The 21,590-nt window shown below is 72.2% G+C and carries 15 protein-coding genes and 1 pseudogene; 11 read left to right on the forward strand and 5 right to left on the reverse strand.

Features of this window, described 5'->3' with window-relative positions; translation table 11 throughout:
* Positions 1 to 80: 80 nt before the first annotated feature.
* From I4Q55_RS33815 to I4Q55_RS33845, 7 genes are all read left to right on the forward strand, one after another.
* Complete coding sequence (locus tag I4Q55_RS33815; RefSeq protein WP_206793789.1) at positions 81 to 977, forward strand: AraC family transcriptional regulator; 897 nt, start codon at positions 81 to 83, stop codon at positions 975 to 977.
* Positions 978 to 1,066: 89 nt separating this feature from the next.
* Positions 1,067 to 2,152 carry a LacI family DNA-binding transcriptional regulator gene (locus I4Q55_RS33820; protein WP_206793791.1) on the forward strand — a complete coding sequence of 362 codons (1,086 nt, stop codon included), beginning with the start codon at positions 1,067 to 1,069 and terminating at the stop codon, positions 2,150 to 2,152.
* 83 nt (positions 2,153 to 2,235) lie between these two features.
* Entirely contained in the window at positions 2,236 to 3,615 is a 1,380-nt protein-coding gene (locus I4Q55_RS33825) for an ABC transporter substrate-binding protein (RefSeq protein WP_206793793.1), read from the forward strand.
* A 5-nt stretch (positions 3,616 to 3,620) separates the two neighbouring features.
* On the forward strand, positions 3,621 to 4,496 hold the full coding sequence (locus tag I4Q55_RS33830; RefSeq protein WP_206793795.1) for a carbohydrate ABC transporter permease: 876 nt from the start codon (positions 3,621 to 3,623) through the stop codon (positions 4,494 to 4,496).
* Complete coding sequence (locus tag I4Q55_RS33835; RefSeq protein WP_206793797.1) at positions 4,493 to 5,359, forward strand: carbohydrate ABC transporter permease; 867 nt, start codon at positions 4,493 to 4,495, stop codon at positions 5,357 to 5,359. Before I4Q55_RS33830 ends, I4Q55_RS33835 begins: the two co-directional genes overlap by 4 nt.
* 25 nt (positions 5,360 to 5,384) lie before the next feature.
* Entirely contained in the window at positions 5,385 to 7,514 is a 2,130-nt protein-coding gene (locus I4Q55_RS33840; RefSeq protein ID WP_242547245.1) for a beta-galactosidase, read from the forward strand.
* A gap of 10 nt (positions 7,515 to 7,524) precedes the next feature.
* A complete protein-coding gene (locus I4Q55_RS33845) occupies positions 7,525 to 9,498 on the forward strand; it encodes an RICIN domain-containing protein (protein WP_206793799.1) in 1,974 nt (657 codons plus the stop codon).
* A 163-nt stretch (positions 9,499 to 9,661) separates the two neighbouring features.
* Here the strand turns inward: I4Q55_RS33845 and I4Q55_RS33850 are convergent, their stop codons facing one another.
* Positions 9,662 to 9,898, reverse strand: coding sequence for a hypothetical protein (locus I4Q55_RS33850; protein WP_206793801.1), 237 nt, complete (start codon positions 9,896 to 9,898; stop codon positions 9,662 to 9,664).
* Between the two features lie 412 nt (positions 9,899 to 10,310).
* Between I4Q55_RS33850 and I4Q55_RS33855 the strand changes: the two genes are divergently transcribed.
* The 4 genes from I4Q55_RS33855 to I4Q55_RS33870 all read left to right on the forward strand — a co-directional run bounded on the left by I4Q55_RS33855 (position 10,311) and on the right by I4Q55_RS33870 (position 16,347).
* Entirely contained in the window at positions 10,311 to 11,333 is a 1,023-nt protein-coding gene (locus I4Q55_RS33855; protein WP_206793803.1) for a LacI family DNA-binding transcriptional regulator, read from the forward strand.
* A gap of 250 nt (positions 11,334 to 11,583) precedes the next feature.
* Positions 11,584 to 12,462, forward strand: coding sequence for a substrate-binding domain-containing protein (locus I4Q55_RS33860; protein ID WP_307793380.1), 879 nt, complete (start codon positions 11,584 to 11,586; stop codon positions 12,460 to 12,462).
* Between the two features lie 213 nt (positions 12,463 to 12,675).
* The gene (locus I4Q55_RS33865) at positions 12,676 to 14,700 is read left to right on the forward strand and encodes an AMP-binding protein (RefSeq protein WP_206793805.1); all 2,025 of its coding nucleotides are present in this window, start codon (positions 12,676 to 12,678) and stop codon (positions 14,698 to 14,700) included.
* 18 nt (positions 14,701 to 14,718) lie between these two features.
* On the forward strand, positions 14,719 to 16,347 hold the full coding sequence (locus tag I4Q55_RS33870) for an NAD-dependent malic enzyme (protein ID WP_206793807.1): 1,629 nt from the start codon (positions 14,719 to 14,721) through the stop codon (positions 16,345 to 16,347).
* A 3-nt stretch (positions 16,348 to 16,350) separates the two neighbouring features.
* Here the strand turns inward: I4Q55_RS33870 and I4Q55_RS33875 are convergent, their stop codons facing one another.
* The 4 genes and pseudogenes from I4Q55_RS33875 to I4Q55_RS33890 form a co-directional block, all read right to left on the reverse strand.
* The gene (locus tag I4Q55_RS33875) at positions 16,351 to 17,748 is read right to left on the reverse strand and encodes an alpha/beta hydrolase (protein ID WP_206793809.1); all 1,398 of its coding nucleotides are present in this window, start codon (positions 17,746 to 17,748) and stop codon (positions 16,351 to 16,353) included.
* A gap of 72 nt (positions 17,749 to 17,820) precedes the next feature.
* Positions 17,821 to 19,947 carry an ATP-binding domain-containing protein gene (locus tag I4Q55_RS33880; RefSeq protein WP_206793812.1) on the reverse strand — a complete coding sequence of 709 codons (2,127 nt, stop codon included), beginning with the start codon at positions 19,945 to 19,947 and terminating at the stop codon, positions 17,821 to 17,823.
* A gap of 147 nt (positions 19,948 to 20,094) precedes the next feature.
* Positions 20,095 to 20,493 carry an Lsr2 family protein gene (locus tag I4Q55_RS33885; RefSeq protein WP_206793813.1) on the reverse strand — a complete coding sequence of 133 codons (399 nt, stop codon included), beginning with the start codon at positions 20,491 to 20,493 and terminating at the stop codon, positions 20,095 to 20,097.
* A gap of 722 nt (positions 20,494 to 21,215) precedes the next feature.
* Positions 21,216 to 21,590, reverse strand: a pseudogene (locus tag I4Q55_RS33890) (hypothetical protein); the annotation flags it as partial.

Raw genomic sequence — 21,590 nt, forward strand, 5'->3', positions numbered from 1 at the left:
TCACCACTTTCGTCCCGGACCCCCAGGCCGGCGAGATACCGTGGAGACTCCCCATGGTCAAAAACGGACACGGAGCTGTGATGTCACCCGAGCCGATCCGGAACCTCGGCTTCCACCCGGCGGACGCGGGCGTCCCCGGCTTCGAGATCGTCGGCCTGGCCACGCTGCACGGCCGGATGCGGCGCCCGGCCGGCCTCCACCGCGCCGGCTTCCACGCCCTCACGCTGGTCACCGCCGGCACCGGCACGCGCACGGTCGACTTCGTGACCCACCCCTGCCGCCCGGGCACGCTGCTGTGGGTCCGCCCCGGCCAGGTCCAGCGCTTCGGCGACCTGGGCACGGCCGACGGCGTGCACCTGATGTTCACCCCGGCCTTCCCGCCGTCGTTCAGCGGTGCCGAGCGCCTGGTCAGCGCGTGGTACGGCCCGGTCTGCCACCAGCTGGGGACGAGCCCGGACTACGCCGTGCTCGCGACGCTGCTGAGCCGGCTGCGCGCGGAGGCCGCCCGCCCGCCGGGGACGGTCTCGGCGGAAATCCTCAAGCTGCAGCTCGCCGCGCTGCTGCTGCACGTCGACCGGCTGCCCCACGACGAGCCCCGCGCGGGCGGCGACGTCTACGCCCGCTTCCGCGCCGAGCTCGAACAGTCGTACGCGACGGTGCGTCGCGCGGAGGACTACGCCGACCGCCTCGGCTACTCGGTGAAGACGCTGACCCGCGCCTGCGCGGCGGCCACCGGGCAGCCGGTCAAGCACGTGATCGACGGCCGCGTGGTCCTGGAGGCGCAGCGCCTGCTGGCCCACACCGAAGAGCCGGTCGCGGCCGTCGCGCGCCGGCTCGGGTTCAGCGAGCCGACCAACTTCGGCAAGTTCTTCACCCGCCGGACCGGCAGTACGCCGGGGGAATTCCGGCGGGCGCACCGGCCGTCGAATCCGTCGAACGAGCCGTTTCGTTATCCGGCCGAGCCCTCCGACGCTTGACGACAACCGGTATGACTGCGTAGACATGTCAGCGCAGTCACACGGCTCACCAGTCACGACGCTCCGGTGGGCGAAGACCGGGAGAAGCAATGACGCGATCGGGCCGGGGTGGAAATTCGTCCGCACCCAGCAGCAAGGACGTGGCGCTGGCCGCCGGCGTCTCGCAGAAAACCGTCTCCCGGGTCTTCAACAACGAGCAGTACGTCTCCGCCGACGTCCGGCGCCGGGTGCTGGCCGCCGCCGAAGAGATCGGCTACCGGCCCAACAACGCCGCCCGGGCGCTCGCGTCCGGCCGCACTCGCTCGATCGGGGTCGTCACGCTGGGCACCGGGCTCTACGGGCCCGCGTCCCTGCTCGTCGGCATCGAACGGGCCGTGCAGAACGCCGGCTACGCGCTGCGCGTGGTCAGCACCCTGGAAGGCGACCCCTCCGGTGTCGCCGGCGCCGTCGAGTCGCTGCTCGAGCAGGGCGTCGACGGCATCGTCATCTCCGAACCGATCGACGAGGGCCCGCTGGCCCTGCAGGTGGACGTCCCGGTCCTGGTCTTCGGCGCCCCGCCGTCGTTCACCGCGCCCCGGCTGATCACCGCGGGCGTGATCTCCGAGGACCTCGCCCGGATCGCGACGGAGCACCTGCTCGACCTCGGGCACGAGACCGTCCACCACATCGCGGGCCCGCGGCGGTGGTACGCGGCCCGTGACCGGGCCGAGGGCTGGCGCCGGGCCCTGCGCGAGCGCGGTGCGGTCGAGCCCCCGGTCGTCGACGGGGACTGGTCGGCCTGGTCCGGGTACGCCGCCGGGCGGGTGCTGGCCGCCGACGACGTCACCGCCGTGTTCGCGGCCAACGACGACATGGCCATCGGGCTGATCCGCGCGCTGCTCGAAGCGGGCAGACGGGTCCCCGAGGACGTGAGCGTCGTCGGCTTCGACGACACGCCCATCTCCGCGTACGTCACGCCGCCGCTGACCACCGTGCGGCAGCCGTTCGATCCGATGGCGACCGCGGGCCTGCGCCTGCTCGTGCACGCCATCGAACAGCCGCAGGCCGCCGGCCTCGCTCCCGAAGAACCGCCGCTCGAACTCGTCGTCCGCGCCTCGACCGCCCCGCCGTCGTCCCGGAAAACCTCCGGGAGCGGGCGGCAGACGATCGCCCGCTCCGCCGGAAACCCGGGCTGACCGCCCGGAATCCGAGCCCCCGCACCCCCCTTCCCCGCCGCCGGCGTGCCCGCACGCCTCCTTCCTGCCTCAGGAGTTCCGTCATGCCCGAACTCGTCCCGAACCACGCCCTCAGCCGCCGGTCCTTCCTCGCCGCGGCCGGCGCGGTCTCGCTCGGCGCCGCACTGGCCGCGTGCAGCGGCGGCGGGGGCACCGCCGCGCCCGCCGCCGAGCGGGTGAGCCAGGCCGACATCGACAAGGCGATGTCGACGCCCACCGAACTGACCTTCTGGAGCTGGGCCCCGGAAATCGAGCAGGAAGTCGCCCTGTTCACGAAGAAGTACCCGGCCATCAAGGTCACCGTGCAGAACGCCGGCCAGGGCACGCCGCAGTACACCAAGCTGCGCACCGCGCTGCAGGCCGGCACCGGCGCACCCGACCTGGCGCAGGTCGAGTTCCAGTACCTGCCGACCTTCACGGTCCTCGACAGCCTGCTCGACCTGCGCCCGTACGGCGCCGACGCGCTCAAGGCCCAGTTCGTCGACTGGACGTGGGGCCAGGTCAGCGGCCCGAACGGGGAGATCTTCGCCATCCCGCAGGACACCGGCCCGATGGGACTGCTGTACCGGCAGGACATCTTCGACTCCTACGGCCTTTCCGTGCCGAAGACGTGGGACGAGTTCGCGGACGCGGCGCGGAAGCTGCACACCGCCGCGCCGAACGTCTACCTGACCAACTTCGCCGCCAACCAGGCCGCCGCCTGGCACGGCCTGCTCTGGCAGGCCGGCGACAAGCCGTACACGATGTCCGGCAAGAGCGACATCACGGTCGCCGTCAACAGCCCGGCCGCCAAGAAACTCGCCGGCTACTGGGGCGGGCTGGCCAAGGAAGGCGTCATCGGGACCGAGCCGGACTTCACCGACTCCTGGTACGCCTCGCTCAACAACGGCAAGTACGCCACCTGGATCACCGCGGCCTGGGGCCCGGCCTTCCTGTCCGGCTCGGCCAAGGCCACCGCGGGCAAGTGGCGGGCCGCGCCGCTGCCGCAGTGGGACGCGGCCAAGCCGAGCTCCGGCAACTGGGGCGGCTCGACCACCGCGGTGCTGAAGGGCACGAAGCACCCGATCGCGGCGGCGATGTTCGCGCAGTTCCTCAACAGCGACCCCGGATCGGCGAAGATGTTCGCCACCAAGCAGTTGTTCTTCCCGGCGACCAAGGCGCTGCTCGCCGACCCGTCGTTCGCCGGCGACACCCCGTCGTTCTACGGCGGCCAGAAGGTCAACGAGGTCTTCAGCTCGATCGGCGAGACCGTTTCGCCGTCGTTCCAGTGGCCGCCGTTCCTCGACCAGGCGGTGACCGACTGGACCGAGACCGTCGGCAAGTCCCTGGCCGACAGGACCGACACGGTCGCCGCGCTCGACCAGTGGCAGTCGCGGGTCACCACGTTCGCCAAGAACCAGGGCTTCACGGTCCAGGGCGGATGAGCACGATGAAACCCCGTTCCGCCGGGCCGTGGTTCGTCGCCCCGTTCCTCGTCCTGTTCGCGCTGTTCTTCGTCACCCCGCTGGGCTACGCCGCCTACCTCAGCTTCTTCCAGCACAAGCTGATCGGCGGCACGGTGTTCGTCGGACTGGACAACTACGTCAAGGCCGTCACCGACCCCCAGTTCCTCCGTGGTGTGCTGCGGGTGGCGACGTTCTTCGTCGTCCAGGTGCCGGTGATGCTGCTGCTCGCGCTGCTGTTCGCGCTCGCGCTGGACAGCGGCCTGATGTGGCTCTCGAAGGTGGTCCGCCTGGGCGTGTTCGTCCCGTACGCCGTGCCCAGCGTGGTCGCGACGCTGATGTGGGGCTACCTCTACGGACCGGACTACGGGCCGTTCGCGCAGCTGAGCTCGTTCTTCGGGCTGCCGGTGCCGAAGTTCCTCAGCGACAGCTGGATGCTCGGCAGCCTCGCGAACGTCGTCACGTGGGAATTCGTCGGGTACAACATGATCATCCTCTACGCCGCGCTGCGCACGATTCCGTCGGAGCTCTACGAAGCGGCCGAAGTGGACGGTGCCGGTGCCTGGCGCACGGCCTGGTCGATCAAGCTCCCGGCGCTGCGCCCGGCGCTGCTGCTGACCCTGCTGTTCTCCGTGATCGGCAGCTTCCAGCTGTTCAACGAACCCAAGCTGCTGAAGACGATCGCGCCCAACGTCATCGACAGCGGGTACACGGCGAACCTGTACGCGTACTCGCTCGCCTTCACCGGCCAGCAGGTCAACTACGCGGCCACCGTGTCGTTCCTGCTGGGCCTGGTCATCGTCGTCATCTCGTACACGATCCTGATCACCGCCAACCGCCGGAGCCGGAGGGCCGCCGCATGACCGGCCGCACGACCCGCCGTCGCAGCGTCCCGCTGACCGCCGCCATGCTCGCCGCGCTGGCCTACTTCCTGCTGCCGCTGTGCTGGCTGGTCATCGCCTCGACCAAGAGCACCCAGGACCTGTTCACGACGTTCGGGCTGTGGTTCTCGAAGGTGCCACAGCTGTTCACCAACATCGGGGACACCCTGTCCCACCAGGACGGGATCTTCGTGCGCTGGCTGCTGAACACGATCGGCTACGCCGTCGTCAGCGCGCTCGGCGCCGCCCTGCTCGCCGCGGCCGCCGGGTACGGCTTCGCGAAGTACCGCTTCCGCGGCCACGGCGCCGGGTTCAACCTGGTGCTCGGCGCGGTGATGGTGCCCGCGACGGCGCTGGCGATCCCGACCTACCTGCTGTTCTCCCAGGTCGGCCTGGTCAACACGCCGTGGGCGGTGATCCTGCCGTCGCTGGTGAACCCGTTCGGGCTCTACCTGATGCGGATCTACGCGCAGGACGCCGTTCCGGACAGCGTCATCGAGGCCGCGCGGATCGACGGCGCGGGCGAGGCCCGGATCTTCTTCCGGATCGGGCTGCGGATGCTGGCACCCGGGCTGGTCACGGTCGTGCTCTTCACGCTGGTGGCCACCTGGAACAACTACTTCCTGCCGCTGATCATGCTCAACGACCAGAACCTGTACCCGGTCACCCTCGGCCTCGCGTTGTGGGCGGACCAGGCCCAGAACGGCGGCGCCGGCACGAGTGGCGAGATGCTGCCGCTGGTGCTGACCGGTTCCCTGCTCTCGATCCTGCCCCTCGTCGTGGCTTTCCTGTTCCTGCAGCGGTACTGGCAGAGCGGGCTCGCCACCGGCGCCGTCAAGCAGTGAACCCGACCCTCCTGGAGGTACCCCCATGGCGGACCTGCCCGCCCGCGTCCTGTTCGGTGCCGCCTACTACCACGAGTACCAGCCCTACGAGCGGCTCAAGACCGACCTCGACCTGATGACCGAGGCCCGGTTCACCGTGATCCGCGTCGGCGAGTCGGTCTGGTCCACGTGGGAGCCGGAGAACGGCCGCTTCGACCTGGACTGGCTGCAGCCGGTTCTCGACGGCGCCCACGAGCGCGGCATCTCCGTGGTCATCGGGACGCCGACGTACGCCGTGCCGCCGTGGCTCGCCCGGCAGTACCCGGAGATCACCGGCGAACGGGCGACCGGGCAGCGCATCGGCTGGGGTGCCCGCCAGGAGGTCGACTTCACGCACCCGGCGTTCCGCTTCCACGCAGAGCGGGTGATCCACAAGATCCTCGCCCGCTACGCCGGGCACCCGGCCGTGCTCGGGTTCCAGGTGGACAACGAGCCGGGGCTGGAGCTGTTCCACAACCACGGCGTCTTCCAGCGGTTCGTCGACCACCTGCGCGCGAAGTACGGCGACGTCGAGACGCTCAACCGCGAGTGGGGCCTGGTCTACTGGTCGCACCGGCTTTCGACCTGGGCCGACCTGTGGACCCCGGACGGCAACGCCCAGCCGCAGTACGACGTCGCCTGGCGGGAGTTCCAGGCCCGCCAGACCACCGAGTTCATCGCCTGGCAGGCCGGGATCGTGCGCCAGTACGCGCGCCCGGAGCAGTTCGTCACCACGTGCATCTCCTACACGCGCCCGGCCGTCGAGGACGACGAGCTGACCGACAGCCTCGACATCGCCGCGGGCAACCCCTACTACGTCATGCAGGACGGGCTCGCGTTGCCCGACCCCGTGCCGGATGCCGAGCAGAAATGGAAGACCACCGGGGTCTGGGCGCTCTACGAGACCGCGGACTGGATGTTCTCCTCCCGCCAGGCGCCGTTCCTGGTCACCGAAACCAACGCCATGCACATCGGCCATACCTGGGACAACCGGCCCGCGTTCGACGGCCAGTGGCGCCAGGCCGCCTGGGCGCTCGTCGCGCGCGGGGCCCGGATGATCGAGTACTGGCACTGGCACACGCTGCACTTCGGCGCCGAGACCTACTGGGGCGGGATCCTGCCGCACAGCGGACGGCCCGGCCGCACCTACGCCGAGCTCGCGCGCCTCGGCGAGGAGTTCGAGCTGGCCGGTTCCGCGGTCGCCGGGCTCGAGCCGGACGCGGACATCACGATGGTGTACTCGACGCCGAGCAAGTGGCTCATGCAGAAGTACCCCGCACTGTCCACACCGGACGGTGAGCCGGACGCCGCGTCCTACCACCGGTTCTTCGACCCGTTCTACCGCGGCGCCTTCGACGCGGGCCGCCAGGTCCGGATCGTCCACATCAGGCAGCTGCACGACCCCCGCGGGGAACGCGAAGGCGTGGCGCCGGAAGAAGCCGCCCGGCGGCACCCGGTCCTGGTCGTCCCCGCGCTCTACCTGGCCGCGGACAGCACGGTGGACTGGCTGGCCGCCTACGCCCGCGCGGGCGGCCACCTCGTCCTCGGCCCCCGCACCGCCTACGCCGACCACGAGGGACGGGCCCGGCACGAATCGGCGCCCGGACGGCTCGTCGACGCCGCCGGCGTCTGGTACGACGAGTTCAGCAACCTCGGCGGCGACGTCCCGCTCAAGCCGGTGCCGGGCAGCCCCCTGGACCTGCCGCCGGGTGCGGCGGCGACGCGCTGGGTCGACGGGCTGACGGTGCTCGACGCTCACGTGCTCGCCGAATACGACCACCCGCACTTCGGCCGCTGGCCCGCCGTCACCACCCGCGCCGAGGGTGATGGCCGGATCACCTGCGTCGGCACGGTCCCGGACGCCGCGTTCGGCCGGGCGCTGGCCCGCTGGCTGGTGCCGCTGCCGGCCCACGCGTGGCCGAACCTCCCGGAGCCCGTGACCGCGACCACCGGGACCGCGCCCGACGGCCGCCGGGTGCACGTGATCCACAACTGGAACTGGAACCCTGCGAACGTGACCGCGCCCGCGCCGCTGTCCGACCTGCTCGACGGCACGAACGTGCCGACGGGGATGGCCCTGAGCCTCGGCCCGTGGGACGTCCGCGTCTTCGTCGAACGACCCCCTACGAGGAAGTAGCGAGGTAGCGATGGTCCCCATCCGACGATCATTCAAGGCGGTGCTGCTGGTCGTCGTCGCGGCGCTGCTGGGCGTGAGCCCGGCGGCGACCGCGCAGACGAGCGGCCCGACGACGATCTTCCGGCCGACGGCCGCCGCGGGGTACGTCAACCCGGGCGTCATGTACGCGCGGTCGATCACCCTGCGCCACAACGGCGAAGCCAACGGCACGCTGGTTTCGACGTTCGAGGTCTACCGGAACCCGGGTGCCCCCGTGTTCCCGGTGTACCGCAGCGGCGACGCAGGCCAGAACTGGACCTACGTCTCCCAGGTCACCGACACGGTCAACGGCTACGGCATGCGCTGGAACCCGGAGATCTACGAGCTGCCGGACCGGCTCGGCACGCTCCCGGCGGGCACCCTGCTCGTCTCGGGGCTGTCGGTGCCGTCCGACATGAGCTCCACCGAGATCCTGCTCTACGCCAGCACCGACATCGGGAAGACGTGGAAGCTGCTGAGCTCGGTCGCCAAGGGCGGCCCGGCCAAGGTGCAGGACCCGAACACGCCGATCTGGGAACCCGTGCTGCTGCTGCGCAACGGGAAGCTGATCGTGTACTACTCGGACCAGCGTGACAACGCGAAGCACTCGCAGAAGCTGGTCCACCAGGTCACCACGGACGGCCGGACGTGGGGGCCGGTCGTCGACGACGTCGTCTACCCGGCGCAGTCCGCCCGCCCCGGCATGGCGACGGTCGCGGAGCTGCCCGGCGGCCGGTGGATCATGACCTACGAGTACTGCGGTGCCCCGCAGGGCAGCTGCCCGATCTACTACAAGATCGCCACCGACCCGGAGAAATTCCTCCAGGCCGGCGACAACCAGATCGTCCTCGACGACAACACCAAGCCGTGCTGCCAGCCGTTCGTCGTCTGGACGCCGTCGGGTGGCCCGCAGGGCACGATCGTGGTCAGCGCCGGCGGCCAGACCGCGCTCGCCGTCAACACCGCGGGCGGCGACCCTGCCCAGTGGCGGTCGCAGGCGTCCAACGCGCCCGGCGGGTACAGCCGCGGCCTGATGGTGATGCCGGACGGCAACACCGTCATGTCGATCACCGGTGGCTGGCACGACAGCAACTACCTCAACACGGTCGAATTCGCGCTCGACCACGTCGCCCCGGGCCTTTCGACGGGGGCGACGTACACGCTGACCAACGACCACTCGCGCCTGAACCTGGGCGTCAACGGCACGTCGGTGGTCCAGCAGAGCGCGGGGACGCCGTGGGTGATCACGCGGCAGCCCACCGGGTACTTCACGGTGGCCACCGGCGGCCGCGTCCTGTCGGTCGCCGGCGGGTCCACTTTGGACGGCGCGTGGCTGGAGCTGCGCACGCCGTCGCCGGGGTCGGCGACCCAGGAGTGGGCGGTCGTCCAGCAGACGGACGGGACGTACGAGCTGGCGAACCGCAAGAGCGGCAAGCTCCTGGAGGACCTCGCGTGGTCCACGTCGCCGGGCGCGCCGATGGCGCAGTGGCCGGACACCGACGGCCGCAACCAGCGGTGGACGCTGCGCCAGACGGCGTTGCCGAACCTGACGACCGGCGACTTCACCATCCAGAACAAGCTGGGCAGGTACCTGGAGATCGGCGCGGGTTCCACGGTCCCGGGCACGCAGGCCGACCAGTGGTGGTACGCCAACCAGCCGTGGCACCTGTGGCGCTTCGCGGCGGCGAACGGCGGCTACCGGATCGTGAACGCGAAGTCCGGCCTGGCACTGACCGACACCCACCCGGCGAGCAGCGAGGCGATCACCCAGACCGCCGTCGACGCGGGTAACGCGCAGCAGGTGTGGACGCTGGTGTCGAGCGGCGACCAGACGCTGATCAAGAACGTGGGCACCGGCCGGTACATCACGATCACCAACGGCTCGCCGTCGAACCTGGCGAAGGCGGTGTCCTGGACGAAGATCGAGACGCAGGACCAGTTCTGGACGGTGCGCCGGATCAACTAGCGCCGTGTCCTAGCTCGGTCGACAGCGGCCCGGCTCGAGCGCCCCAATGTGGCGGTGGGGGGGGGGGGGGCCCCCACACCCCCCAAACGAGGGGGTGGGGGGCCCGCCCCCCCCCCCCCCCGCCACATTGGGTGCGTTGGACGCAACCAACGCCACATTGGGGTCATCGGCCGCGGGCACCGTGAGTATCCCCGCACGCCAGGACCTGCGCCGAGCCACCGGGGAAGCGGCCGGCGACACCACCCGGCCGGCCCAGTGCCTGCCCTGGAACTTTCAGCAGCGTCCCCGGCCGCCCCTGTTTCGGCGGCTCGCCGGGGCCCGGGCTGCCGCTCTCCACGATCAGGCCCTCCTGGTACAGCGCGCCGACGACGTTCGACACCGTGGCGCGCGATGTCCGCACCGCCGCCGAAACGACAAGGGGTGAACTTATTCGACGATATTCGACCACGGGGCGCGACTTTTCGGGCAGTTTCGTTCATCCGGTTGACACATTGGGGCGCGTGGTTCCAGCATCAATGCTGCCGAGCAAGCGGTCAAAAGATCACCGGATGCCTCCCGGTGGCCGCGGCTCACCCGTTCGAACCACTCTCGCCCAAGGATGTGCGGATGTGAAACAGAACCGGTATCGCGCCGAACCCCGCTAGCCCCGTTGCCGACGCGGAGACCGCCGGAGCTCGATCGGCGGTCCGGATGGCTTTCCCAGGAAGTGTTAGCGCTAACACCGCATTTTCCCGCGCCGCTGCCCCGGAAACGTCCATGCCGTCGTCGCGGGCTTTCGAGCGGAACTGCGTGCCGTCCCCACGGAGGTGACCATGACTGTCCTCGACCTTTCCGGTCCGCGGCCGACCCTGGCCGACGTGGCCAGGGCCGCCGGTGTCTCGTCGGCGACGGCGTCCCGGGTGCTCAACGGTTTTCCCCAGGTGCGCGCCGAAACCCGGCGCCAGGTCGAACAAGCCGTGCGGTCGCTCGGCTACGTCCGGCAGCGCGCGGCCCGGGCGGGGGAGGGGGAGCGGACGGGCACGGTCGCCGTCGTGATGTGCGAAGACGGCCTGCGGCTGTTCTCCGACCCGTTCTTCGGCCGGATCATGGCGGGCATCGACCGCGAGTTCACCGCCGCGGGCGTGCAGTTCGTGGTGCTGATGATGCAGGCGGCGGCCCAGGCCGCCACCTTCCGCTACCTCGGCGGCGGGCACGTCGACGGGGCGCTGTTCGTGAGCACGCACGCGCGGTACACGACGGCGTTGTCCCGGCTCGGCTTCCCGGTCGTCAGCGCCGGGCGGCCGATGGTGCCCGACCCCGCGCAGTGCACGTACGTCGACGTCGACAACCGCGGGGGCGCCGAAGCGGCGGTGCGGCACCTGCTCGCCGCCGGGCGGCGGCGGATCGCCACGGTCGCCGGCCCGAAGGACATGGCGCCGGGCCTCGACCGGCTCGCCGGCTACGCGGCCGCGATTTCCGGATCGGGTGCCGTCGACCCGGGCCTGGTGGCCTACGGCGACTTCGGCCAGGCCTCCGGCGAGTACGCGACGCGCCACCTGCTCGACCGGAGGCCGGACCTCGACGCGGTGTTCGTCGCGTCCGACGTGATGGCGGTGGGCGTGCTCCGGGCCCTGCGCCGCACCGGCCGCCGGGTGCCCGACGACGTGGCGGTGATCGGGTTCGACAACGCGCCGGTGGCGCGGACGACGGACCCCCCGTTGACGACGGTGAGCCAGCCGGTGGAGGCGCTGGGGGCGCGGTCGGCGGGGGAGTTGCTCGCGCTGATCGACGGGACTGTGCGGCAGCCGCGCCGGGTGGTGCTGGGGACGAGCCTGGTGGTCCGGGACTCGGCATGACCGCGCGGAAAGCTACACTTATCCCGTGTTACTGAGCGGTCGCTTAGTGACCTTGTTCACGAGCCGTCCGCCGCGGGCGTCGGCAGCTGGGCCGCCGGCCCGGTAGGTGCCCAGGTCGGAGCCTTTTTCACGGGCGGATGGCGGCCGGCTGACGAGCGTCGCGAACGGGGATGTTGCCGACGTCAAGGTGAACATTTCCGGTCGCTGTGGTGACCTCGACGTGACGAGACGGTTCGGTGAGGGGAGCGGCGTGCGAGAGCGGACAGGGGATCCCTGCGGTGGCACGGCCGTCGTGCTGCCGGACCCGGCGCGCTCGATCGGCGTGCTCACCTCGACGCTGGCCACGCTCGGCAACAGCCGGACGCTCGACGCCATCGCGCGCTCGGCCGCGGCCGAGGGGTACGCGATCAAGCTGATGCCGCTGGGCAGGCCGACCCGCGAAGCGGTCACCGACGCCTTCCGGGAACTGCGGAACCACGTCGTCGACGGATTGGTCGTGCTGGTCGAAGAATACGACCTCGATTGGCCGGGAATCGTTTTCCCGGAGGACATCCCGGTGGTCGTCGTCGATTCGAACGCCCGGGCCGGCTACCCGACGGTGGACACCGACCAGGCGCAGGGGGCGGTGCTCGCGGTGGAGCACCTGCTCAAGCTCGGCCACGAGACCGTCTGGCACATCGCGGGCCCCACCGACTCGTTCGCGGCCGAGCACCGGCAGCGGGCCTGGCGGCGGACGCTGACGCGGTTCGACCGCGCGGTGCCGGTGCCGGTGGTCGGGGACTGGACGGCGGAGTCGGGGTACACGCTCGGCCGGGTGCTGGCGCACGACCCGGCGGTCACCGCGGTGTTCGCGGCCAACGACCAGATGGCGCTGGGGTTGTTGCGGGCGTTGCACGAATCCGGCCGTTCGGTGCCGGGCGAGGTCAGCGTCGTGGGCTTCGACGACATGGTGGAAGCGGCGAGCTTCTGGCCGCCGCTGACGACGATCCGGCAGTCGTTCGCCGAGCTCGGCCACCAGGTGGTGCGGACGCTGCTCGACGAGGTCAGGTCGGGTGCCCGGGCCGCGACGCTCGAACGGGTTCCGGTGTCACTGGTGGTCCGGGGGAGCACCGGCCCGCCGCCGTGGTGACCCGCAGCGGCGTGAGAAACGCGTGAAGCGGTTCGCGCGTCACTGGTTTTTGCGCGCTCTTCTCGGTTGAATACATCGAATCGTGCGGCCGCGTGTTGACACGCCGGGCCGGGCAAACGGATGCTCGGCGGAGCGGCCGAAAGGCCGAACAGGACCGACGAGGGGGAGCCGAGTCATGACCACCGTGCCGGCGCCACCTCCCGTCACGTCCTGATGGAACCGGAACTCCTCGAGATCACCGCCACCGTCCCGCACCCACCCGCGGCGGTGTGGACGATCGTCGGCAGTCCCCACCTCTACCCGCGGTTCGTCCGCGGCATCACCTCGTGCGAACCGGTTTCCGAGGCGACCGGCCGGGGCGCCCGCTACCGGTTCCGCGCCGGGGGCACCGGCGAAGCCGAGATCTTCGTCCACCGCCGGGACGAGCACCTGGCCTGGTCGAGTGTCGGGGGCAGGCCGCACCGGATGTCCGTCGTGCTGCGCCCGGTGCCGGACGGCTGCGCGATCACCGTCCTGCTCACGCTGCTCGACGGCCGCTCACCGGCGGTCCCGAGGATCCGCCAGCGGATCCTCGACGCGATCGCGGCGATCAGCGACCACCTCGGCGGTGTCCCCGCGGCGGACCCGCCGCCGCCCCGGCCGGCCAAACGCGAGTTCGCGCGGATCCTGGTCAAGGCCGGGGTGCTCACCCCCGCCCAGCCCACCGGGTTGCTGCGGCAGCTGCGGTCGGTGAGCCGGTGGGGCTCGACCCTGGCCGGCGGTTACGAGGCGGTGGCGCGCCGCGCGCCGGAGTCCCTCGCGCTGTGCGACGAGCGCTCCGAGCGGACGTTCGGCGAGGTCGACGAGCGCACCACCCGGCTGGCCGCGGTGCTGAAGCGCTACGACATCACCGAAGGGTCGCGGGTGCTCCTGATGTGCCGCAACCACAACGCGATGGTCGAGGCGATGATCGCGTGCAGCAAGCTGGGCGCGGACGTGGCTTTGATGAACACCGGGCTGGCGCTGGGGCAGGCCGCCGAGTTCGCGCTGCGGCACGGGTCGCAGCTGGTGCTCGCCGACGCCGAGTTCGCCGGCCTGCGCGGCCGGCTGCCGTCGGAGATCCCGCAGCTGTGGACGTGGCCGCCCGGCGGCGGGTGGCACGGGTCGACCATCGAGGAACTGATCGAGGCGGAGCCGCTCGCCCGGATCGCCCCGCCGGGCAAGCCCGGCCGGCTCGTCGTGCTCACCTCGGGCACGTCCGGCCCGCCGAAGGGAGCGCGCCGCCCGACGCCGAACAACGTCGCGGACGCCGCCGCGGTGCTGTCGGAGATCCCGCTGCGGGCGGGGGAGCCGATCCTGGTCGCCGCGCCGCTGTTCCACACCTGGGGTCTGGCCGCGCTCCAGCTCGGCATGGCGCTGCGGGCGGGGCTGGTGCTGCCCCGGCGGTTCGACCCGGAAGCGACGCTGGCGATGATCGAGCGGCAGCGGTGCACGGCGTTGTTCGCGGTGCCGACCATGCTGCGGCGGCTGCTGGACCTGCCGGAGAAGACGCGGGTCCGCTACGACCTGTCTTCGCTGCGCGTGGTCGCCAGCTCCGGTGCCGGCCTGCCGGGGCGGCTCGGCGAGGAGTTCATGGACGCCTTCGGCGACATCCTCTACAACCTCTACGGCTCGACGGAGGTGTCGTGGGCGGCGATCGCCGGACCCCGCGACCTGCGCGCGGCCCGCGGCACGGCCGGCCGCCCGCCGATCGGCACCGCGATCCGCGTCCTCGACCGCGCGGGCGAGCCGGTACCGCCCGGCGCGACCGGCCGGCTCTACGTCGGCAACCGCCTGCTGTTCGACGGGTACACCGACGGCGAGCAGCTGGACGTCCGCGACGGCCTGATGGACACCGGCGACCGCGGGTACGTCGACGCGAACGGCCTGCTGTTCGTCCAGGGCCGCGAGGACGAGATGATCGTCTCCGGCGGCGAGAACGTGGCGCCGGCCCCGGTCGAGGAGGTCCTGCTCACGCTGCCCGAGGTCCGTGAGGTGGCGGTGGTCGGCGTCCGCGACGCCAAGTACGGCCAGCGCCTGGCCGCCTACCTCGTGCTGGTGCCGGGCGCCCAGCTGGACGCCGACACGGTCCGCTCCCACGTGCGCGAGCGGCTCGCCCGCTTCGCGGTGCCCCGGGACGTCGTGTTCGTCGACGAGCTGCCGCGCAACGCGACGGGTAAGGTCGTGAAGCGGGCCCTGCGCCGCAACTACCGCTGGTGACGGCCCGCGGAGGAGCTGATGGTACACAAAGGACAGAGCAGGCTGTTCGACGCGTTGACGACGAAAGGGACGGCGTTCAGCCGCGAAGAACGCGGTGACCTCGGCCTGCTCGGGCTCCTGCCGCACGCGGTGAAGTCGCTGGACGACCAGGTCGCCCACACCTACCAGGAGTTCTCGCGGCGCCGGGACGACCTGGACAAGCACATCTACCTGCGGGCCCTGCAGGACCGCAACGAGACGCTGTTCTACCGGCTCCTCGCCGAGCACGTCGAAGAGATGCTGCCGATCGTCTACACGCCCACGGTCGGCGAAGCGTGTGAACGGTTCAGCGACATCTACCGCCGCCCGCGCGGCCTGTTCGTGTCCTATCCGGACCGCGGACGGCTGCGAGAGGTGCTGCGCAACCGCCCGAACCGCGAGGTCGACGTCATCGTCGTCACCGACGGGCAGCGCATCCTCGGCCTGGGCGACCAGGGCATCGGCGGGATGGGGATCCCGATCGGGAAGCTTTCGCTGTACACGCTCATCGGCGGCATCGACCCGGCCCGCACGCTGCCGGTGGTGCTGGACACCGGCACCGACAACGCCGAGCGGCTGGAGGACCCGAACTACCTCGGGTGGCGCCACCGCCGGATCGGCGACGACGAGTACTACGCCTTCGTCGACGAGTTCGTGACGGCGGTGCGCGAAGAACTGCCGGACGTGCTGCTGCAGTGGGAGGATTTCGCGACTTCGCACGCCCTGCCGATCCTCGAGCGGTACCGCGGCGAACTGCTGACGTTCAACGACGACATCCAGGGCACCGCGGCGGTGACGCTCGGCGCGCTGCACGGCGCGGCCGAGACCGCCGGACGCCCGCTGTCGCAGCAGCAGGTCGTCATGCTCGGCGCGGGCTCGGCCGGCATCGGCGTCCTGGAGATGATCCGCCGGGAGATGGTGGCGCAGGGACTGTCCGACGCCGAAGCCGCGGAGCGGATCTGGGTGGTGGACATCGACGGCCTGCTCACCGACGACCGCTCCGGGCTTTCGGCCGGGCAGCGCCGGTTCGCGCAGCCGGCGCAGCGCGTCCGGGACTGGGCCGGCACCGGCCTGGCCGACGTCGTCCACCACGTCGACGTCGGGGTGCTGCTCGGCCTGTCCACGGCGGCCGGCGCGTTCACCGAGGAGATCGTGCGGGAGATGGCGGGCCGGACCGACCGGCCGATCATCTTCCCGCTGTCCAACCCGACCAGCCGGGCCGAAGCGCACCCGCGGGAGCTCGACGAGTGGACCGGCGGCCGGGCGCTGGTCGCGACCGGCTCCCCGTTCTCGCCGGTCGAGCGGCACGGCCGCAAACGCCGGATCGCGCAGTGCAACAACGTCTACATCTTCCCGGCGGTCGGGCTGGCGGTCACGGCGGTGCGCGCCACCCGCGTGACCGACGAGATGATGCGGGTGGCGGCCAAGACGCTGGGCGAAGCGTCCCCGGCGCTGGCCGACCCGGACGAACCGCTGCTGCCGGCGTGGGACGACGTCCCGGAGATCGCGACCCGCATCGCGACCGCGGTCGCCGTCCAGGCAGTGCGGGACGGTGTCGCGCCGGAGCTGAGCGAGGACGAAGTCGCGAAGGCGGTGCGCGAGGCGCGGTGGGCGCCCGAGTACCGGTAGGGCTCAGGCCGGGCAGGTCGTGTCGTGCCGGGGTGCTTCCAGTGTCAGCAGGTAGCGGTCCGCGGCCGACCGGGTGCAGGCGTTCCGCGGGTAGACGCCGTGGCCCGCGCCTTCGTAGGTCAGCAAGGTCGTGTTCGCCGCTGCCTGGCGGTGGACGGCGAGGGCCCAGGCGTACGGGGTCGCCGGGTCGTAGCGCGTGTTCAGCAGGAGGAGCCGCGGCGCCCGGGCGATGTCCAGCCGGTGGGGCGGGTTCGCCGGCGGGCCGTGGACGCCCAGGCAGGCCATCGCTTCGCCGTGGCTCAGCGTGCTGCCGCGCATGAGCGGTCCCCGGCGCAGCTCTTCGGCGCGCAACGCCGAGTACTGCGCGAAGCTCCGGATCCGGAGGGCGAAGTCCTGGCAGACGACCGCGAGGCGGATCGAGGCGTAGTTGTACTCGAACCGCGTGGTGACCGGCGGCTTCCCGGCCAGGGTGTCGGCGATCACCTGGGCCGCGTCGGCCCAGTCCGGACCGTACATGTCGAAGAACACCCGGTCACGCAGCCAGTTGCGCCGCTCGGGCAACCCGTCGGCGATCTCGAGCGCCCGCGGCCAGACGGCGAGGACGTCCTGGCCGTGCAGCGCGCAGGTCGTCGTCCGGTCACACCAGGCGGCGAACTGGCGGAGACCCTCGTCCGCGGCGGTGGCCCGGTCGCCCAGGAACCGCTCGATCCCGGCGCTGTGGTCGATGACGCTGTCGAGCACCATCGCCCGCACCCGGTCGCCGTAGCGTTCGGCGTACTGCTGGCCGAGCAGCGTGCCGTAGGAGATGCCGAGGTAACTGATCCGGTCTTCGCCCAGCGCGCGGCGGACCGCGTCCATGTCCCGGGCGTTGACGGCGGTGTTCGCGTGGTCGAAGACGGGGAGGTTGCGGGCGCGGCAGTCGGAGACCGCTTTCTCGCTGTACCTCCGCAGCACGGCGAACTCCGCCCGGTCGGCCGGTTCGTCGCCGGGCGCGGGGCCGGCGTCCGCGCACCGGATGAACGCGCTGCGGCCGGTGCCGCGCACGTCGAAGCCGACGACGTCGAAGCGGGCCTGGATCTCCGGGCTGAAGAAGCCCGGTGACACCGCGAATTCCGCACTCGACGAGCCGGGGCCGCCGAGATCGGCCAGCAGCACCCCGAGGCGGTGCGCGGAATCGGTGGCGCGGTGCCGGGCCACCGCGAGGTCGATCGACGGCCCGGCCGGGGCGTTCCAGTCCAGCGGCACCCGCACGGTGCCGCACTCGCCGTCCGGGGGCGCGGGACTGTCCGGATCGTCGGGGCAAGTGGTCCAGACAATCGGGGACGGTGTCCAGCCGGCACCGGCCACGGCGGGCGCGGCGCCGGTCAGCAGAAGTGCGCTCGCCAGAACGGTTCCCAGCACCCGAGGCTCCTCCCCGCGACGACCCGGACGCCCCGACCGTAGGGCGCGCGGGGTCTGGACCACAAGGCCCGATCAGGCGGTGCGCTCCCGGATGCCGGCCAGCTCGGCGGGCGGCGGGCCGGGGTGCAGGATCCCCAGGTGCCGGGTGGTCCGCGTGAGGGCGACGTAGAGATCGTTGTGGCCCAGCGGTTCGGCGAGGATCGCGGCCGGGTCGACGACGAGCACGGCGTCGAACTCCAGGCCCTTGGCCTCGCGAGGCGTGAGCACGACGACGGGGTCGGTGAGGTCGGGCGGCGTGGTCACCGGCACGGCCGCGGCGATCCGCGCGTGGTGGACCGGCGGCGCGATGACGGCCAGCCGGCCGTCATCGTGGCGGGCGACGACATCGGCGAGGACGTCCGGCAGTTCGGTGAGCGTGGTGCGACGCCGCCAGGGGTGTTCACCCGCGTGCCGGACCGAGCGGGGCGGCCGCAGCCCGGGGTGGTGGGCGGCGAGCAACGGAGCCGCGGCGGCCATGACCTCCGCCGGGGTGCGGTAGTTCACGGTGAGCTCCGCCAGCCGCCAGCGACCGTCCACAGGCGACCGCGGCCCGTCGTCTCTCCCGGAACTGTCGGTGGTCCCGGGTAAGCTGGATACCGGGGGCCGGAGGCCGTCCCACGGTATGACGCGCGCCGCGGCGCCGGCCGGGTCGCCGGTCTGGGCGAGGTCGCCGACCACGGTCATCGACCTGGTGGGGCACCGGCGCAGCAGCATCCGCCAGGCCATCGCGGAGAGTTCCTGCGCCTCGTCGACGACCACGTGCCCGAAGGTCGCGCCGGTCTGTTCGCCGAGCACGGCGGCGGCCTCGTCCAGCAGCGGCACGTCGGCCGCGCTCCAGGCCTCGCCCGACGTGCCGAGCACCTGGGCCACCACTTCCGCCGCGGTCAGCGGCGGCCACACCTCGTCCAGCACGGCGCCGACCCCGGCGTCGGCCAGCAGCGCGGTCCGCAGCCGGGCCACGTCGGTCTCGTCGAGGATGCGCCGCGGACCTTCGGGGCCGGGCCCGGTGATGACACCGGCGGCGGCCAGCGCGCGCAGGTCGGCCTCGCCCAGGCGGCCGTCGGCGCTCCCGCCGTCGAGGGCCGCGCCGGTGTCGTCGAAGACCACGTTCTCCATGCGGTCGGCCAGGTCCCGGGCGAGCGCGTCGACGAGCCGCTGCTGGAAGACCAGCCGCGCCGGGTTGTGCGGTAACCCGGTGCTGGTGGCCGCGTCGATCGCTTCGCGGCACGCATGGGGCTCCAGCCGCAGCACCTGCTGCTCGAAGTGCAGGTCGACGGGCTCGGTGGGCGGGCGCACCCGGGACCGGACCGCGGCCGCGATCCGGCCGGCCATTTCGGCCCGGCCCTTGGCGACGGCGGTCTCGGGCGGGTCGGTCCGGCCGATCCGGACGCCCGGGCCCAGCTCGGCGACGGTCGACGTCACCACGGCGTGTTCGCCGAGGCCGGGGAGCACCTGCCCGATGTAGCCGAGGAAGACGCGGCTGGGGCCGACGACCAGGGCGCCGCGGGTGCGCAGGTGCGGACGGGCGTAGAGCAGGTAGGCCAGCCGGTGCAGCGCGACCGCGGTCTTGCCGGTGCCCGGACCGCCCTGCACGACCAGCACGCCGGGGTGGTTGTCGCGGACGATCCGGTCCTGTTCGGCCTGCAGCGTGGTGACGATGTCGTGCATCCGGCCGGTGCGCCGCGCGGTGAGCGCGGCCAGCAGTGCCGCGCCGCCGACCAGGACGTCGCCGGCGGCCTCGGTGTCCAGCAGTTCGTCGTCGAGGGCGACGACCTCCCGGCCGCGCGTGGTGATGCGCCGCCGTCGTCGCACGCCGTGCGGGGTGGCGAGGGTCGCGGTGTAGAACGGCCGCGCGGCGGGCGCGCGCCAGTCGAGCAGCAGCGCGTCGTCGTCGCGGAACAGGCCGAGGCGGCCGACGTAGCGGCGGCCGCCGTCACGCAGGTCGAGCCGTCCGAAGCACAGCCCGTCTTCGGCGGATTCCAGCCGGTCCAGCTCGGCGCGCCAGAACGGCGCGGTCGTCGGGTCCGCGGCGGCCAGCCGGGCGGCGGCCTGTTCGCGCAGCGCGTCCGCTTCGGCGTGGAGGGTGGTCAGGTATTCCTGTTCGGCGGCGAGTTCGCGCTCGGTTTCGTTCCTGCTGTTCCTGCTGTTCCTGCTGGGCACGCCTGAGCTCCCCTGTCATCCCGGTGATCGGTGACGTCGAGGGTGCACGGCGAATCGGCGGAGAAACAGTCTTGTTCTTTCCCGTGGCTTCAGCCGCGCGTGGCGCTGCCAGGGCGCTCCGCGCGGCAAGCCCACCGCAATCGGGAGTCAGGCGGCGAATTTCCTGCGCGGAGCGCGCTTTCGCGGTGACGACGCGGACGATTCCGCGTCGGCCCCGTGCGCCCGCTCGTACGCGGCGGCGACTTCGGAGGCGAGCCGGCCCCGTTCGGAGACCTCGAAGCCGTTGGCGTTCGCCCAGGCCCGGATCCGCTGGTTGCGCTCCCGATCGGAGGCGGTGGTCGACTGACCGGTGGCCACGCGCACCTTCCGCCCCCCGACCCGGCGGCCGGCGTCGATGTAGCGGGCGAGTTCTGCCCGCAGGGCGGTCGCGTTCCGGTCCGAAAGGTCGATTTCGAAGGTGACGCCATCGAGGCTGAACTGGACGGTCTGGGCGGCGGCGCTGCCGTCGATGTCGTCGAGGATCTCGACGGAGACTTTCTGGGCCACTTGGGTACTCCTCCGGTGGATGTGCGCTCGAGAACGCGAACAACAATGTGCGGCGTTCGCCGGGAAGTGTATCCACAACCGGCCCGAAAGGGAATTCAACTCGCAGGGAAACAAGGCGGGTCCGTTCGGCGTAATTGCCCACGATCGGCGGAGGAAGCAGGCGCTGAGCAGCCCTCCGGCCGCGGTGGACGAAATGTGACGACATCGCCTCAATGGGTGAAGAACAACTTGGGGGAGAGGTGCCGGGCACGTCGGTCGTCGCGAAGGGTGGCGGGGTCTATTGTGGACGTCCTTTCCGGACAGGACCGATCGCGCAGCTGGCCGGTCGCGGCGGTGGGTGTTTCCGGTTCGTTCCCGAAATGCGGTTCTGCGGGTTGAAACGCCGGGCGGGGCGCCGGTTGCGGGAAAGCGGGGAGAAGGTTGGTGGGCTGTGGCCTGCCGGGCTGTCGCCCGCCGGGCGCGGGACCGGCGGTGGGTGCGGCGCGGCTGCCGGCGCGGGTGAGCGGATCTGGCGCCGGCGGCGGAGCATGGGGGCCGCCGAACGCCGCCATGTTGGCCGCGGCGGGGTGGCGGCAGTCCGTGGCGGGGGTGGCTCGCGTGGCGGCGGTCGCCGATGGTGCGGGCCGCTGGTGGCGGCCGCTGGTGCGGGCCGCTGTGGTGCGGGCTGGCCGCTGCCACTGGTGTGGGCCGCTGCGGGTGCGGGTTGCTACTGGTGGCAGCCGCTACGGGCGCGGGGCTGCTATGGGTGCCGGGTGCCACCAGCATCGGTCGCCGTTGGCGTCGGCCGGTGCTGCCGGCTCGGGTGTGGGCGGCGCCTCCGTGGGCGGTGCCCGGCGGGTCGGCCGGCTGCGGAACGCCTGGCCCGGTCCCGGTGGGCGTCCCGGGCTCGAGCTTCCGGTCGGCGACGGCCGCGACGTCCGGCGCGCTCCCGGTCGGCTGGGGTAGCCGGGGCTCGACCATGGGCAGCTGCTCGCCACCCCGCCCGCTGCCCGGCTGCCCGCCGCCACCGCCTGGCCGCCCGCCGCCACCGCCTGGCTGCCCGCCGCCACCGCCTGGCCGCCCGCCGCCACCGTCCGGCCGCCCGCCGCCACCGCCCG

The sequence above is a fragment of the Amycolatopsis sp. MtRt-6 genome (assembly GCF_017308975.1).
Taxonomy (GTDB): Bacteria; Actinomycetota; Actinomycetes; order Mycobacteriales; family Pseudonocardiaceae; genus Amycolatopsis.